Origin of the sequence: Psychroflexus salinarum, assembly GCF_042677225.1 — a bacterium.
In the GTDB taxonomy this organism is placed as follows: Bacteria; Bacteroidota; Bacteroidia; order Flavobacteriales; family Flavobacteriaceae; genus Psychroflexus; species Psychroflexus salinarum.
In genome coordinates, this window is the sequence record NZ_JBHTIV010000005.1 from 430941 (window position 1) to 446111 (window position 15171).

General features: G+C 34.4%; 13 protein-coding genes and 1 riboswitch. Of the genes, 11 read left to right on the plus strand and 2 right to left on the minus strand.

Annotated features, from left to right (window positions below):
- Positions 1 to 78: 78 nt before the first annotated feature.
- Positions 79 to 180: riboswitch (SAM riboswitch) on the plus strand.
- A gap of 233 nt (positions 181 to 413) precedes the next feature.
- The 11 genes from ACFQ0R_RS04145 to ACFQ0R_RS04195 all read left to right on the plus strand — a co-directional run bounded on the left by ACFQ0R_RS04145 (position 414) and on the right by ACFQ0R_RS04195 (position 13163).
- Positions 414 to 1718: an O-acetylhomoserine aminocarboxypropyltransferase/cysteine synthase family protein gene (locus tag ACFQ0R_RS04145; protein WP_379657114.1), complete on the plus strand. Its 1305-nt coding sequence runs from the start codon at positions 414 to 416 to the stop codon at positions 1716 to 1718.
- 12 nt (positions 1719 to 1730) lie between these two features.
- The gene (locus tag ACFQ0R_RS04150) at positions 1731 to 2195 is read left to right on the plus strand and encodes an OsmC family protein (protein ID WP_379657115.1); all 465 of its coding nucleotides are present in this window, start codon (positions 1731 to 1733) and stop codon (positions 2193 to 2195) included.
- Complete coding sequence (locus ACFQ0R_RS04155) at positions 2188 to 3192, plus strand: homoserine O-acetyltransferase family protein (protein ID WP_379657116.1); 1005 nt, start codon at positions 2188 to 2190, stop codon at positions 3190 to 3192. The genes ACFQ0R_RS04150 and ACFQ0R_RS04155 overlap by 8 nt, the downstream gene beginning before the upstream one ends.
- A gap of 10 nt (positions 3193 to 3202) precedes the next feature.
- Positions 3203 to 4384: a homoserine dehydrogenase gene (locus ACFQ0R_RS04160; protein ID WP_379657117.1), complete on the plus strand. Its 1182-nt coding sequence runs from the start codon at positions 3203 to 3205 to the stop codon at positions 4382 to 4384.
- 241 nt (positions 4385 to 4625) lie between these two features.
- Positions 4626 to 6080 carry a hypothetical protein gene (locus tag ACFQ0R_RS04165; RefSeq protein ID WP_379657118.1) on the plus strand — a complete coding sequence of 485 codons (1455 nt, stop codon included), beginning with the start codon at positions 4626 to 4628 and terminating at the stop codon, positions 6078 to 6080.
- A gap of 346 nt (positions 6081 to 6426) precedes the next feature.
- Positions 6427 to 6795 carry an endonuclease domain-containing protein gene (locus tag ACFQ0R_RS04170; RefSeq protein ID WP_379657119.1) on the plus strand — a complete coding sequence of 123 codons (369 nt, stop codon included), beginning with the start codon at positions 6427 to 6429 and terminating at the stop codon, positions 6793 to 6795.
- A gap of 605 nt (positions 6796 to 7400) precedes the next feature.
- Positions 7401 to 8429: an oxygen-dependent tRNA uridine(34) hydroxylase TrhO gene (gene trhO, locus ACFQ0R_RS04175; RefSeq protein WP_379657120.1), complete on the plus strand. Its 1029-nt coding sequence runs from the start codon at positions 7401 to 7403 to the stop codon at positions 8427 to 8429.
- A gap of 290 nt (positions 8430 to 8719) precedes the next feature.
- Positions 8720 to 10897 (plus strand): hypothetical protein, encoded by a 2178-nt coding sequence (locus ACFQ0R_RS04180; protein WP_379657121.1) that lies wholly within the window; start codon positions 8720 to 8722, stop codon positions 10895 to 10897.
- Positions 10898 to 11061: 164 nt separating this feature from the next.
- Complete coding sequence (locus tag ACFQ0R_RS04185; protein WP_379657122.1) at positions 11062 to 11556, plus strand: hypothetical protein; 495 nt, start codon at positions 11062 to 11064, stop codon at positions 11554 to 11556.
- Positions 11557 to 11559: 3 nt separating this feature from the next.
- Positions 11560 to 12357: a tetratricopeptide repeat protein gene (locus tag ACFQ0R_RS04190; RefSeq protein WP_379657123.1), complete on the plus strand. Its 798-nt coding sequence runs from the start codon at positions 11560 to 11562 to the stop codon at positions 12355 to 12357.
- Between the two features lie 203 nt (positions 12358 to 12560).
- The gene (locus ACFQ0R_RS04195; protein ID WP_379657124.1) at positions 12561 to 13163 is read left to right on the plus strand and encodes a DUF4870 domain-containing protein; all 603 of its coding nucleotides are present in this window, start codon (positions 12561 to 12563) and stop codon (positions 13161 to 13163) included.
- Positions 13164 to 13304: 141 nt separating this feature from the next.
- Here ACFQ0R_RS04195 and ACFQ0R_RS04200 read toward each other — a convergent pair whose 3' ends face one another.
- Complete coding sequence (locus ACFQ0R_RS04200; protein ID WP_379657125.1) at positions 13305 to 14213, minus strand: DMT family transporter; 909 nt, start codon at positions 14211 to 14213, stop codon at positions 13305 to 13307.
- A gap of 120 nt (positions 14214 to 14333) precedes the next feature.
- A complete protein-coding gene (locus ACFQ0R_RS04205) occupies positions 14334 to 15125 on the minus strand; it encodes an MBL fold metallo-hydrolase (protein WP_379657126.1) in 792 nt (263 codons plus the stop codon).
- Between the last annotated feature and the right edge of the window lie 46 nt (positions 15126 to 15171).

Consider the following 15171-nt stretch of genomic DNA (forward strand, 5'->3'; position numbering starts at 1 on the left):
TGTCAGGCCTTTTTTAATAGTTGAATCTCAAAAGCTTGAATTATATTTGCATCATCATCTACCATTTTTCTGGTGTATGATTTATAAAGAAGAGGCGAGAGACAGGCTCCGCGACCCTCGGCAACCTCAACAAAGTGTTGAAAAGGTGCTAATTCCTGCCCAAGTAGGGACATATAAATTATAAGAAAATGAACTTGTATTTTTTAAACACCGCGGTATCTATTCAATTCAATTTTGAATTAATTTCAACATTACTTCCTTGTACATCTACAATGCGAATGCACACGCCTATGTCGTGCTATTCTTATATGTGCGCATAGGCTCACTCCCACAGATTTCTATCTAACTCAACCCTTTACTTCTGAAGGTGATTCGAGTATATCAATTTTATAATCTTTTTAATACCAATAAAAATGCCTACTACTTTAAAATTTGAAAGTTTACAACTTCACGCAGGTCAACAATCTGATCCAACAACGGGTTCTATTGCAGTGCCAATACATCAAACCTCTTCTTATCAATTCCAAAATTCAAAACATGCAGCTAAGCTGTTTGGACTGGAAGAGTTTGGAAACATCTATACGAGAATCATGAATCCAACTACAGATGTTTTTGAAAAGAGGGTTGCTGCTCTCGAAGGCGGTGTTGCTGCAGTGGCTACATCTTCTGGTATTGCCGCTCAGTTTTTGGCTCTAACCACACTGTTACAAACTGGTGATAATTTTGTTTCTACTTCCTATGTTTACGGTGGAACCTTCAACCAATTCAATGTTACCTTCAAAAAACTTGGAATTGATGCTCGTTTCGCCAATGGAGATGAGCCAGGCTCTTTTGAGGCTTTGATTGATGATAAAACCAAGGCCATCTACCTGGAAACTATAGGTAATCCAGAATTCAACATCCCAGATTTTGAAGCGATTGCTAAAATTGCTCAAAAACACGAGATCCCTCTTATTGTAGATAACACTTTTGGGGCTGGCGGAGCAATTTCTCAACCCATAAAACACGGCGCCAATATCGTCACGAGTTCTGCGACAAAATGGATTGGCGGGCACGGCAATAGCATAGGAGGAATTCTCGTAGATGCAGGAAACTTTAATTGGGGTAATGGCAAATTTCCTGGATTCACTGAGCCTTCTGAAGGTTATCACGGACTTAAATTCTGGGAGGTGTTTGGTGAAGACAACGAACTAGGGCTGCCTAATGTCGCTTTTGCCATTAAAGCCAGAGTGGAAGGTCTAAGAGATTTTGGCCAAGCATTAAGCCCTTTTAATTCCTTTTTACTTCTCCAAGGGCTGGAAACTTTATCCCTAAGAACCGAGCGCCACTCTGAAAACGCTTTAAAACTCGCCAAATATCTGGAAAAACATCCTAAGGTAGAATACGTGAACTATCCTGGACTGGAAAGCTCACCTTATCATGAAAATGCTAAAAAGTATCTGCAGCGCGGGTTTGGAGCAGTCTTATCTTTTAAGCTGAAGGCGACTTTAGAAGAAGCAGACCAGCTTGTAGATTCATTAAAGCTCATCATACACACGGCCAATGTAGGTGACGCTAAAACTTTGATTATTCATCCTTCTTCAACCACACACCAACAGCTCGATGAAGCTGAACAAAAAGCGGCTGGAGTATTTCCAGGATTGCTCAGAATTTCAGTAGGAATTGAGCATATAGACGACATAATCGCTGACTTGGATCAGGCATTTTCACAACTTTAAAAACATTAAAAAATGAGTATTTCAAACTTTTCAATAAACGGATCTAGTATCAACTCAACTTTATACAAAGGAGCTTCCAGACAATTCAACTTTTTAGTAGATGAGCCCAACGAACTTGGCGGTCAAGATTTGGCGGCTAATCCTGTGGAATATCTATTGGCAGGTTACGCAGGTTGCCTCAATGTAGTTATCAATCTGGTAGCTAAAGAATTGGGTATAAAACTTTACGATTTCAAAATTAATATCAACGGAAATATTGATGCAGCAAAATTCCTGGGTCACAGCGAAGACGGTAGAGCTGGTTTCCAATCTTTGGATGTCGAAATCAACTTTGTGACGAACGCCACACAGGAAAGCGTTGATTTTCTGCTGAAAAACGTAAAGAAAAGATGTCCTATCAACGATAATTTGAGCAATGAGACTCCAATACACTATCACATCAACACCTCATCCTATAAGGAGGAAGTTTATGCATAAAACCTTCATATATCAACACACTTTCAAGCTTGAAAACGGTCAGACTTTATCCGAGTTTAAGTTGGCTTACAATACCTTAGGTCAACTCAATGCAGACAAATCCAACGTCATCTGGGTGTGCCATGCCTTGACGGCGAATGCCCATCCCGAAGAATGGTGGGCAGGTATTTTTGATAAGGAAACAGGAATTGATCTGGATGAATATTTTGTCGTCTGTGCAAACATTATAGGTTCTTGTTATGGAAGTACCAGCCCACAAAGCGTCAACCCAGAAACAAAGACTTCCTACGGATTGGATTTTCCAAAATTTAGCATTAGAGATATTACCAAAAGTCTGGACCTCTTAAGAGAAAATCTTGGAATATCAAAAATTCAATACCTGATAGGTGGATCTATGGGAGGAATGCAAGCCATGGAATGGGCTATCCAAGAGCCCAGTAAAATCAAGAATTTGATTTTACTCGCAACTAGCTCCAGGCACTCGTCTTGGGGAATAGCCTTGAATGAGACTCAACGTATGGCAATAGAATCTGATTCTACATTTTTTGAAAATAAAAAAGGTTCTGGTAAAAAGGGTTTGGAAGCGGCACGAGCTATTGCTTTATTGAGTTACAGAAATTACAATACGTATAAAGTAACTCAAATTGATAAAGAAAATACGACAGACGATTTTAGAGCATCTTCCTATCAAAACTACCAGGGACAAAAGCTTTCGAAACGTTTTGATGCGAAATCGTATTGGTATTTATCCAAAGCTATGGACAGTCATGATGTGGGCAGAAACAGAGAAAGTCAGGAAAAGGCTTTAGCAAAGATCAAAGCCAAAACGCTGGTCATCGGGATCGAAAGTGATTTGTTATTTCCAGTAGAAGAACAGAAATTTTTAGCTAAGCACACAAGCAATAGTGCCTTAGAAATCATCGACTCTATTTATGGCCACGACGGATTTCTTATTGAAGTAAAAAAGATAAAATCATTACTAAAAAAAACATTTTAAACTATAACCAATGCCACAACAACTTAAAATTGGACTGTTTGGATTTGGGAGCGTAGGTTCTGGAATATACCATGTTCTCAAGAAAAAAGCTAGTCCAGAAATAGAACTTAAAACCATCGTCGTTAAAAAACCAAACAAACCAAGATCTATCGATCCAAAATACTTTAGCTATAACGCTGAAGATATTTTGAATGATAAAAATATCAATGTTGTCCTGGAACTGATAGACGACTCAAAAGCTGCGTATTCTATAGTGAAACAAGCTTTAGAACAAAAGAAACATGTAGTTACTGCCAACAAAAAAATGCTTGCTGAGCATTTTGAAGAACTCATCACTTTAGCTCAACAACAGAACGTGAGTTTGCTTTATGAAGCTTCAGTTTGTGGAAGTATTCCTGTTATACGAACTTTGGAAGAGTCCTTCGGTTACGACCCCTTAACGTCACTGAAAGCCATAAGCAATGGGACCAGCAATTATGTGCTGACGCGTTTATTTCAAAATCCACAGCCTTTTGATGAGGTTATTACAGATGCTCAAAAGCACGGTTTCGCAGAGTCTGATCCTACTTTAGATATCGATGGCTGGGATTCTAAGTTCAAACTTATCATTAGCAATTACCATGCATTTGGAGTTTTGAACACTCCAGAGGATATTTTGAATTTAGGCATACGCCATATTAAACCTGAAGATATTGAATTTGCCAAGGAAAAGAATTTCAGCATCAAATTGATTGGTCATTCCAAGATTGAAGACGGAAAACTTGAATCGTATGTAGCTCCTCAGTTCATACCAAATAAAGAAGCGATGACGACTATAGAGTTTGAAAATAATGCTATACAAATCAATGCTGATTTTGCACAACAACAAATTCTACAAGGCAAAGGAGCAGGAAGCATTCCTACGGCTAGTGCTGTGCTTTCAGATTTGACGTCATTGCTAAGAAACTATGCGTATCCGTATTCAAAAGCCAATCAAAAGCACGCCATCAAGTTTGATTCTGAAAGGCTTATCAAAGTTTATATCTCGTCTTATGCTAAAGAAGACCTTGACACTTTTCAATTCAACACAGATATTTTGGAAGGCATTCAGGATCAGCTTCAGTATAAAATTGGAAAAATTTCAGTAGACGAATTAAAAGCACAGGTAGGACGATCCAAGGCTGAAGTGTTTATGGCTGTGTTTTCTGATTAGCAACACATAAAAGAAAAAGAATGTCTAAGCTTCAAATTGACTGCTTTTCAGAAATTTGAGTTGAATGATTATTAATAAGATATTATTGGCGATTCTAGTGGGTTATGTCAAATACTAAAAAACTTTCACAAATACTTTTAGAAATATTGTGGTGTTTAAGTTGTAAAATATATTTTTAGCACTGGAATTCCTTGTTGTATTTCGAGGTAGTTCTTAAAACGTTGACACTAAATTTAATTAAATGAAAGCTAACTTTATTCTACTGTTATTATTTGTGAATACCTGTTTTGGTCAATATCCTTTCCTGGAAATTAATGCGAGTGATATCCAGTCAAGATGGAAGATTCAAGACGCTTATCTTATTGAAGATTCAAAAACCAATTCCTATTATGCCATACTTGAAGAAGATAAAGTAACCCACGGATTTAAATTTGATAGTATAGGAACACTTGTGAATCGAATTACTTCTGAAGGCTTAAAGAGGAAGTACAAAGAAATTATTGGACACATTATTAAGAATAATAAGTTGTTACTCATTCAAAAAAATGATAAAGGAAATAAGTTTGCTTATATACAATACGATTTCACAACAGGAAAAACAAAGGAAGCAGAATACGATATAGAAAAAAGAACAGACAGATTTGTAGAAAGCTACTGTACTTCAGACCGCTGTATTATTTATACTATAGATATCAGTAATAATAACAGTTTAAAAAAATGGGAGTATAAAATTGATGGTAAGTCTTCAGTAAAAGAAATCTTTTTGACCAAACAATTAAGAATGAGTGGAATAAAAGATAATTATTTAAGCTCTTATATTATTGAAGCAAAGGGTTTCACTTCGAATATAGATTTGGTAAAAGTTAACAATAAAATACCAAATAATATTGAAATCACGGCCAATCCAAATAAAATGTATGAATATGAAAATGGATTTGTATGGACATTAGATGGTGATTTAGAACATACGATACTTCTCAATTTCGATTATCCAGAATTTGAACCAAAAGTTAGAATCATTAAAAAATCTAGGTTAAAAAATGAATGGGGAGGAAAATCCAATTCATTTTTATTTGAGGACAAAATTGCACAGGTCATGTCAAATAATAAGGAATTGATAGTTGACATTAAATCCATTGAACAACCTGAAGATCTTATTAAAACATTAAGAGTAGGTAAAAAAGAGGAAATTGAGTTCAAAAACTCTCAAATTCTGCAAGAGGGTTCTATGTATAGCTTTGGTAGTACCAGAAAAATGGAAAAAACTTCAAAACTTCTTAGAAAAATGTCCAGTCAAGACAACGGAATTTCAATAAACAGAAATAAGGATAAATACCATATAACCATTGGAGGAATAAGAAAACAAACCTCTGGTGGAGGTATGATGATGCCAGGGTTTGGAGCAGTACCTATGGGTACATTTGGAGCAATGACTGTAAGTTTTAATCCTACATTCTATGCTTATGGTCTCTACTCAAACACAGGATCAACTCGAATTGAATGCTTGTTTGATAAAGAGTTTAATCATAGTGAAGGTGAGATTGAAAAAAATGTTTTTGATAGAATTGATGACTATAAGGAAGTGAACGAAAGGAATATAAAGGTTGAAAGTATTACATATTTTAACAATAGAGTTATACTTGGCTATTTAAGTCTTCGAGAGGATAGGTATCTATTTAAAAGCTTCGACTTATAATAATTAAGCTGGTTCTCCTTTTAAGTTTATCCTTAGTAAGGTCGAGGGGCTAAAACTAAAACATACTAGTTTTAACTAGCCTCATTTAAGACCGGTTGATTCTTATCTTATCATAGAGGTATAGATGCGCAATGCCGAAGGCAAAGGGTGCTTTTCGAAGCATTAGAGTTATTAAGCTTTTTCTATCACGCGTTGTACACCCATCTTAATCTTCCCTCAAGGGAAGAAACTCTGACTCTAAATAAAAGGCCTGAAATTTAATTTTGACTTTTTTCCTTCAAGGAATTGCTTAAAGAAAAAGGTGTTTCAAAAAAGAATTATCTTTAAAATGTAAGCCTTGATAACCATGAGAAATCATAACATCTTACCGTACACTAAAGCTTCTAGAGAACTTGCCAAAGAATTGAGGAAAAATATGACTCCAGCGGAGAAGGTGCTATGGAGTGCAGCGAAAGGTTCTAAACTCGGTGTTGTGGTAAGGAGACAAATGCCAATTTTAGATTATGTTGTTGATTTCTATATTAAAGAGATTGGCCTTGCCATAGAAATTGATGGGAGCAGTCATAATAATAGAGCTTTAGAAGATGGCTTAAGGCAAGCCAGAATTGAAAAGCTAGGCGTTCGATTTGTTCGGTATAAAAATGACCAAATTCTCAGTAATTTACCCGAGGTCATTCAGCATCTAAAAAAGTTGATTGATGAGTTGAACACTTAAATATTTCTTTCAAAACACCCATCATAATCTTCCTTCAAGAGAAGAGAACTTAACTCAAAATGAATAAAAGAAATTCTAATTTAAAGTTTCCCTTGAGGGAAATGCCGGAGGCTAAGGTTGTTTTTTCGAAGCATTAAGGTTATTTATCTTTTTCTATCACGCGTTGAACACCAATCTCGGTCTTCCCTCAAAGGAAGAGGTTTAATTCAAAAAAAAAATGTTTATGTAATCAAGTGTGGTCCTTTCCCTCGAGGGAAATGCCGTTAGGCAAAGGGTGTTAACCAGCAAGAAAATCTAACTGATCACAAAATTAAAAGCTACCACATCAAAAAACACCCATCTTAATCTTCCCTCAAGGGAAGAAAAACACACTAGAAATAATAAACCTTAAGTATCATTGTAACTTTTTCCCTCGAGGGAAATGCCGAAGGCAAAGGGTGTCAACACCAAGCAATAATCTACCTCATAACAAGATTCTTAGTTTCAAATCATCATTCATAAATCAGAAATCGACAATCGTTAATCAGAAATCGGATATCATAAATCCTAAAAATCATACCTTTGTATTTTTAAATCATTTCTTTTAACCTTAATATTAGTATAGCATGCAACTGTACAATAAACTAAGTTCAAAAGAAAGGGAACAGCTTATAGAACAAGCTGGTGAAGAACGTCTTACCCTTTCTTTTTACAAGTATCACCAACTCAAGAATCCTAAAGAGTTTAGAGATTTTCTATTTGTCAACTGGAATAAACTAGATGTCCTGGGTCGAATTAATGTTGCCTACGAAGGCATCAATGCTCAGCTTTCTGTTCCTGCCAAAAAATTTGAGGAGTTTAAAGTATTCTTAGACAGTATTGACTTCTTGAAGGATGTTCGACTAAACATTGCCATTGAACACTACAACAAAGCTTTTTTAAAGCTAAAGATAAAAGTCAGACCCAAAATCGTTCACGATGGTCTTAATGATTCCACTTTTGATGTCACTAACAAAGGCGTGCATGTCGATGCGATGAAATTTAATGAGCTTATCGAAGATCCCAACACGGTTCTAGTCGATATGCGTAACCATTACGAAAGCGAGATCGGTCATTTCAAAAATGCCGTCACTCCCGATGTGGACACCTTTCGCCAGTCGCTGGACATCATCGAAGCTGACCTCAAAGACCACAAAAAAGACAAAAACCTGGTGATGTATTGCACCGGCGGCATTCGCTGCGAAAAAGCCAGTGCCTACTATAAACACAAGGGCTTCAAAAAAGTCTATCAGCTCGAGGGCGGCATCATCGAGTACGCCAGACAGGTAAAAGATAAGAATCTGGAAAACAAGTTCTTTGGCAAAAACTTCGTGTTTGACGATCGCCGTAGCGAGAAGATTTCCGACGATGTCATTGCCAAATGCCACCAGTGTGGAAAAGCCTGCGATACGCACGTGAACTGTGCCAACGACGGCTGCCATTTGTTGTTTATTCAATGCGAGGACTGCGCCCAGGAAATGCAAGGCTGCTGCTCAACCGACTGCAAAGACATCATCCAATTGCCTTACGAAGAACAAAAACGCTTAAGATCCGGTAGACCCGCTGGTAATAAGAAATTCAAAAAAGGCCGCTCACCGGTCCTGAAGTTTAAATAAAAATTCTTTATCAGTTTACTTATAAGTCCCCCCTAAAGCTTTTGAAGGTTTAGGGGGATTTTGTTTTAAGATGCATTGAAGTTTCTACAATACATTTCTTAGTGCATTATAGTTAGCCTCAACCTCCAGTTTGATGAGGAAGGTCTACTGAAGGTGAAGTGACTAATTTAAACCCTTTCTCTTAAATGACTAAAACTAGCAAAGCTCCTATAATTCGTAACTGTTTTAAATAAAATTGTATTTTAGGGAGGTATAACGTGTTAACGGTAATTTCCGACAAAAATACTTGAATGAAACAACTTAAAATTAACTTTGAAAATTGCTTTGGAATAGGAAAATTAAATCATCAATTTGAATTTGAAGAAAGTAATACATATTTGATTTATGCTCCGAATGGCACAATGAAAACATCTTTTGCAAAAACCTTTGAGCTTATTTCAAAAGATGATCCCAAAAAGAAGCCATGTGATAGAATCTATAAATCGAGAGTTTCTAGATATGAAATTTTAAATGATGAATCTGAAGTAAAACCAAGCGATATACTAGTTATAAATGCTGAGGACGATAGCTTTGATGCATCAAATAAAATAAGCAGTTTCTTAGCAAGTAAAGATTTAAAGGAAGAATATGATAAGATATATAAGGAATTAAATGATTCTAAGGTTGAGTTCATCAAAAAACTAAAAGTAATCTCCCAAAGTACAGATTGTGAATCTGAGTTTATTAATACGTTTTCAGAGAATGAAAATTATAATTTTTTTGAAGTATTAAATAATCAAATTGGAAACCTCAAAATTGAGTTTGAAAAATATGAGTTTAGATATAACGACGTTTTTGATAAAAAAGGTAACGTAAAAAAATTTCTTGATAAAAATGAAGTTATTCTAGATCAGTACGTTAGTGATTACAAAAGTATCATATCGAAGTCCAAGTTTTTTAAAGAATCTGTAAATAACACATTTGGCACCTACCAAGCAAATATTATTATAAAATCAATTGAAGATAATTCTTTTTTTGATGCAGGTCATAAATTTATCTTAGAAGACGGTACTGAAATTAAAAATGCTGAAAATTTGAAAAACTTAGTTGAAGAAGAAGTTCAGCAAATTTTAGATGATGAAAAACTTAAAAAATCTTTCGAAAAAGTAGATAAAGCGATTGGGTCTAATGCTGAGCTAAGATCCTTTAAAAAAGTAATCGAAAAAAACAATCTAATTCTTGTTAATTTGAAGCAATACGAAAAGTTTAAACAAGAAATGTGGATTAATTACTTTTCCGAAATTAAAGAAGATGCAGAAGAATTAATAGTTCAATATGAAGGCAAAAAAAATAGATTAGAAGAAATTGTTAATGATTCAAAAAAAGAGTTTGAACTCTGGACAAAGATTATTAAAACTTTTAATTCTAGATTCCACGTTCCATTTAAGGTCAAAATTAAAAATCAAGAAGATATAATATTAAAAGAAGAAACTGCTAATTTAAATTTTGATTACTCGGACAGAGGAGAAGATGCTATTGAACAAAATCGAGAAAGTTTACTTACAATATTAAGTAAAGGTGAGCAAAGAGCATATTTTTTACTTCATTTTTTATTTGAGATTGAAGCTAGAAAATTAAACACTAATAAAAACTTGTTGATTTTTGATGATGTTGCAGACTCTTTCGATTACAAAAATAAATTTGCAATAATTGAATATATAAGAGAAATACATGAACAAGGACTTTTTAAGACAATTATTTTAACTCATAATTTTGATTTTTATCGTACGGTTGCTTCTAGATTACACTTGAACAGAGACAAAAGTGAAGTTCTCATGACCACTAAAAATCTGATGAATGAAGTTACACTTCATGAAGGGCAATATGTGAATGATATTTTTGATCTCTTCATTAAAAATTACCGGAAACCAAAGTTTTTTATTGGATTGATACCTTTCGTTAGAAATCTAATTGAATACAGTGAATCTAAGAAGAATGAAGAATATTTGACTCTTACAGGTTGTCTTCATAGAAAGAAAGGATCAGATAATTTAGATGTGGGACAAATCTTCGATATTTTTAAAAATAGATTAGCAAAACTGCATGATAAAAAAATAGATTTTAGGGATGAAAATCTAATCGATTTTATTATCAATACCGCAAATTCAATTACAAAAGAAGATGTTGATGAAATTGCTCTTGAAAATAAAATTTGTTTAGCAATTGCAATTAGACTAGAAGCAGAAAAATATCTAATCGATAACTTACCAGAAGTTGATTTAAATGAAATCAAAAAAAATCAGACTCAATTTTTGTATGGAAAATATTGTAAAAAAAATCCCAATAGCCCTTCAATTAGAACCTTAGATAAGGTTAACCTGATGACTCCTGAAAATATTCATTTTAATGCATTTATGTTCGAACCATTAATTGATATGTCTATTAATCATTTAATACTCTTACATAGTGAAATAAATAATTTGAATTAGAGAAACTAAAGTTAACATCGTTTCATCTGAAATAAGGGTTTATCGAAAAAGTGTAATTTTATAAACCAGAAAATAAAAGCTTAAAAAGACAAATCCGCATCCTTACTCCTGCTACTTACCATAACTGATTTACCCAACTATGACTAAAAGCGAAAACTTATCATTTGAAAAATAAAACAAATATTTTCCTATTAACTAGCGCTGTCATAGCTTTTATAATGACATGCTGGGTTGTTTACCAAATGTCGCATACTATAGGAGAATTAAGCGCCAATAGCGAGGTTGATCCTGATTTCAAAGTTTGTAATGAAGATATAATTTCAAATTATTATGGAATGAATACCAACTACGAAGGAGGAAAAAAAGCGATCAAAAGTAAACTTCTTAGTGACTTACAAAACCTGAAATTTGAAAGTTCAGGACTTATAACGTTCCGATTTATTGTGAATTGTAAAGGAGAAATAGGCAGATTCAGATCTCTGTCAACTGATTTAAATTTAGAAGAGGTTGAAACCAATTTAGAAAAACTTAAAAGTATAGAAAAGGCTATGCTTAGTTTAGAAGACTGGAACCCCGCAGAAAATGAATATAGTTCCTACGATAGTTATTATGTATTGAACTTTAAAATAAGAAATCATCAGATCATAGATATTTTCTAGCCAATGAAAAAGTTTTTCAAAATACTCAAGTTAATTTTAGCATCCTTACTAACTTTATTTTCTCTTACAGTCATCTATCTATTGGTTTTTTCAGCAAAAGATAAGAGATATGATTTTGCGTCACATTTTCAGGGAGTTTATCTTTCTCAATCCATGTTCGAAATTCTTAAATATCAGGACCCGTCTAATCATCAAATTTATTTTGAGCAATCAGTTCCCTTTAACAAACGGGGCTATTATAAGCAAGGTTTCCAACTTCTCGACAAAGCTGTAGAGCTAGATCCTATAATGCATTTAGGTTACAGGGGCTATATGAAACTTCGATTCCTAAGAGATTTTAATGGCGCTTTGAAGGATTTTAATCGTTTGGATTCATTAACTCCAAGTTTTATAGATACACCTTGGGGTGAAGATATTGACTTCTTAAGAGGAGAAGCATATTACGGATTACAGAAATATGATGAAGCGATGACATGCTTCGAAAGAAGTATAGAGAATCATGGAGAAGACTGGGTTGATATTCAGACTTTTGTTTACACCGGACTTTCAGAATATAAATTAGGGAATTACAACAAAGCAAAAATAGAATTTGAAAAAGCATTAAACCAATCAAAATATACCGTAGAAGCGCATCTAGGATTAGCTAAAATTTATTTAGAAAATGGAGACTTGACCAAAAGTGAACTTCATTTAGACAAAGCTGAAAACTATTTTAGTTATAAAAGAAATGATCCCTATAACGAATATTTAAACGAAGTTTATAAAGGTGACATAACACAATTACGAAATTCAGGAGCATAGCTATATCCAACTTCGCAGAAGGCATATGTTGAAAATATGAGAGAAAAAATCCCTGAAGTTTTCCGCCACAAAATCAAAGGCAAGCTCTTAAATAAGCCCTTTTGCTATACTAAGACAAAAGTGTCATAAGATTGTCACCCTATTGACGCAAGGCTTAATTAGACTAACTGATAAATTTGCTAAGAACAATTAAATAAAGAAACATGAACAATCAAAACTTAGCAAACAAGATTAAAGATCTAAGAACCCGAAAAGGATTTTCACAAGAGCAATTATCAGAAGAATCAAGGTTGAGTTTAAGAACAATTCAAAGAATCGAAAAAGGAGAATCCATTCCCAGGGGTGATACTTTAATAAAATTAACCCAGGCGCTCGGTGTAACACCAGATGATGTGCTGGAATGGACAGAGGCTGAAGATAAAGGGTATTTAACTCTTATGAATTTAAGTGCGCTTAGCGTTTTTATTCAGCCCTTTCTGGGAATCATCATACCTACGGTGATGTGGATTCTAAAAAGAGAAAAAATAAAATGGGTAGAGGGTACAGGTAAGAAATTAATCAGCTTTCAAATCACCTGGACCCTAACTTTATTTATTGTTGTAATAATAGCATCGGGAGGATCCTATGTTCCATTAAATTTTAAAGCCCTAAGCTCTTTACCGGTCTTACTGGTAGATTTTTCTTTAGTAGGCATAGTTTTAAAAATACTTTACCTGTATAATCTAGTTTTGATTATTATAAATGTCCGTAAAAGTCAAAAAGGAAAGAGAAATAAATATGTGCCCAGGATTCCATTTTTGAAATAAAAAGGATATCATCAACCAAAGGGAAAAGTGGTATTTGCTTCAAAATTTTAGCCAAAAAATAGTTATATCAAAATCAATGTGCCTATTCAAGCAGATAAAATGTACTGAATTCTACATATTGATTATCAAAAAAAAATGGTTTTAAGTCTTATCAAAAACTTTCGTCTTCTTAGCTTTCTTCTTCCGGTTAGAAATATAAACACCAAGTAGAATCACGCCACCAGCGGCAAGCTGAAAAAGGTTGAATTGTTCTCCGTCCAAATATCCCCAAAATAAAGCTACTACCGGAATAAGATAAGTCACAGATGTGGAAAATACAGCATTGGATAATTGAATAAGCCGATTGAATATAATTTTGGCAAGCGCCGTTCCGAAAAGCGCTAAAACGGTCACATAAAGTAAAGAGGTTTGTACGTCTTCCTGGGCTAGAAACTCTACATTAAAAAATCCCGTAAAAGCTAATATCCCAAGGGCAAACGGAATTAAAATCAGAAAAGAACCTGTAGCGATACCGAGTGCTGAAATTTTTTCTAAGTAGGATTTTAAAATATTAGCATTGAAAGCATACATAAGAGAAGCTATTACTGGTAAAACAGCAAACCAATAGTTCTGATTGGGATTAAGTGAAGCTCCTGCTAAAATCAAAAGCACAGAACCCGCTAAGCCAATAACTACTCCAATAAATTGCTTTTTGATAAACTGATTGCTAAAAAATAGAATTCCGGTCACTAGTGCCAGCAAGGGCACTGTTGAATTCAGAATAGAAGCAATAGCGCTATCGATTTCAGTTTCAGCATAAGAAAATAATAAGGTGGGAAACATGGTGCCAATGAAGCCAGAAATAGCAATCCATTTCCATTGCCATTTTTGAATTTGCTTAATTTTCTTAAAGCCAATAATACCTAAAAAAACACCTGTAATCAAGACTCGTAAAGCGGTGAGCTGTAATGGGGACAAACCCACTAAGCCTTTTTTAATGAGGATAAAAGAGCTTCCCCACAATAGTGCTAGAGAAAAAAGAAAAATCCACTTTAAGGAATTTGCATTCAAACCATTTTTTTTTGCAAAAGTGAGTTTTATTCTTTAACACTTTTAATAAAATCGGGTTAAAACTTTCCAGGCTTTGATGAGAATCAAAGCCTGGAAAATTAATTTATATGATCGTGAGTTCTAGTCTACCGAAGGGTACCAATTCAAAAGATTAACCTGGATGTTTTCATTGCCCTGATTTACGAGAGATTTAAATTTTTCTACATCAGACAAACCTCCTTGTCCGCGGTAGTGGTAAGGATAAACTTCAGTAGGCTGGAAAGCTAACACGGCTTTTGCAGCGGCTTCCACATCCATAGTGTAAGGAAGATTCATACACACAAAGGCTTTATCAATATTTTTCAAAGCTCTCATTTCAGGTACACCTTCAGTATCACCAGAGAAATATATTCTCATCTCTCCTTTTTCAATGACATAACCGTTGCCTCTACCTTTGATATGATATACTTTGTCTTCATCGCCCTGATTATACATAGCTATGCCTTCTATATTGAAGCCATTTAAGCTTTTTGCCTCATCATTATTTAATATAATTAACTGTTTAGGAAGTTCTCCTTCAATTTGATCTGCTACAGCCTGTGGCACAATGATTTTGGTTTCCGAAGTTGCAACCGCTTCAAGTGTTTCCTGATTGAAGTGATCCCCATGAATGTCAGTGACCAAAATCAAATCTGGTGAAGGCTGACCTTCAAAAGCTTCAGCACCTCCAACAGGATCAATATAAAATACAGTTGAATCGATTACGAAAACTGCTGTAGCATGGGAAATTGGAGTAATATCAAATTCAGTAATTGCCTGGTCTGAAGTTTGAGCTATTTCTTTTTTTTCAGTTTCTTTTTCATTAGAGTTTGAGTTTTTACAGCCTACAAAAGCAATTAAACTCAAGGCTAAGCATAGTATTGATGTTTTCATTTTTTAAATATTTTTGGATAAATCTAAATTAAGCTGATTGACAGAG

Excerpts from the sequence above, each read along its gene's own strand:
- ACFQ0R_RS04180 (WP_379657121.1), top strand. The coding sequence starts at position 8,720 with ATGAAACAACTTAAAATTAACTTTGAAAATTGCTTTGGAATAGGAAAA.
- ACFQ0R_RS04155 (WP_379657116.1), top strand. The coding sequence starts at position 2,188 with ATGCATAAAACCTTCATATATCAACACACTTTCAAGCTTGAAAACGGT.
- ACFQ0R_RS04190 (WP_379657123.1), top strand. The coding sequence starts at position 11,560 with ATGAAAAAGTTTTTCAAAATACTCAAGTTAATTTTAGCATCCTTACTA.
- ACFQ0R_RS04165 (WP_379657118.1), top strand. The coding sequence starts at position 4,626 with ATGAAAGCTAACTTTATTCTACTGTTATTATTTGTGAATACCTGTTTT.
- ACFQ0R_RS04205 (WP_379657126.1), bottom strand. The coding sequence starts at position 15,125 with ATGAAAACATCAATACTATGCTTAGCCTTGAGTTTAATTGCTTTTGTA.
- ACFQ0R_RS04170 (WP_379657119.1), top strand. The coding sequence starts at position 6,427 with ATGAGAAATCATAACATCTTACCGTACACTAAAGCTTCTAGAGAACTT.
- trhO (WP_379657120.1), top strand. The coding sequence starts at position 7,401 with ATGCAACTGTACAATAAACTAAGTTCAAAAGAAAGGGAACAGCTTATA.
- ACFQ0R_RS04150 (WP_379657115.1), top strand. The coding sequence starts at position 1,731 with ATGAGTATTTCAAACTTTTCAATAAACGGATCTAGTATCAACTCAACT.
- ACFQ0R_RS04160 (WP_379657117.1), top strand. The coding sequence starts at position 3,203 with ATGCCACAACAACTTAAAATTGGACTGTTTGGATTTGGGAGCGTAGGT.
- ACFQ0R_RS04145 (WP_379657114.1), top strand. The coding sequence starts at position 414 with ATGCCTACTACTTTAAAATTTGAAAGTTTACAACTTCACGCAGGTCAA.
- ACFQ0R_RS04195 (WP_379657124.1), top strand. The coding sequence starts at position 12,561 with ATGAACAATCAAAACTTAGCAAACAAGATTAAAGATCTAAGAACCCGA.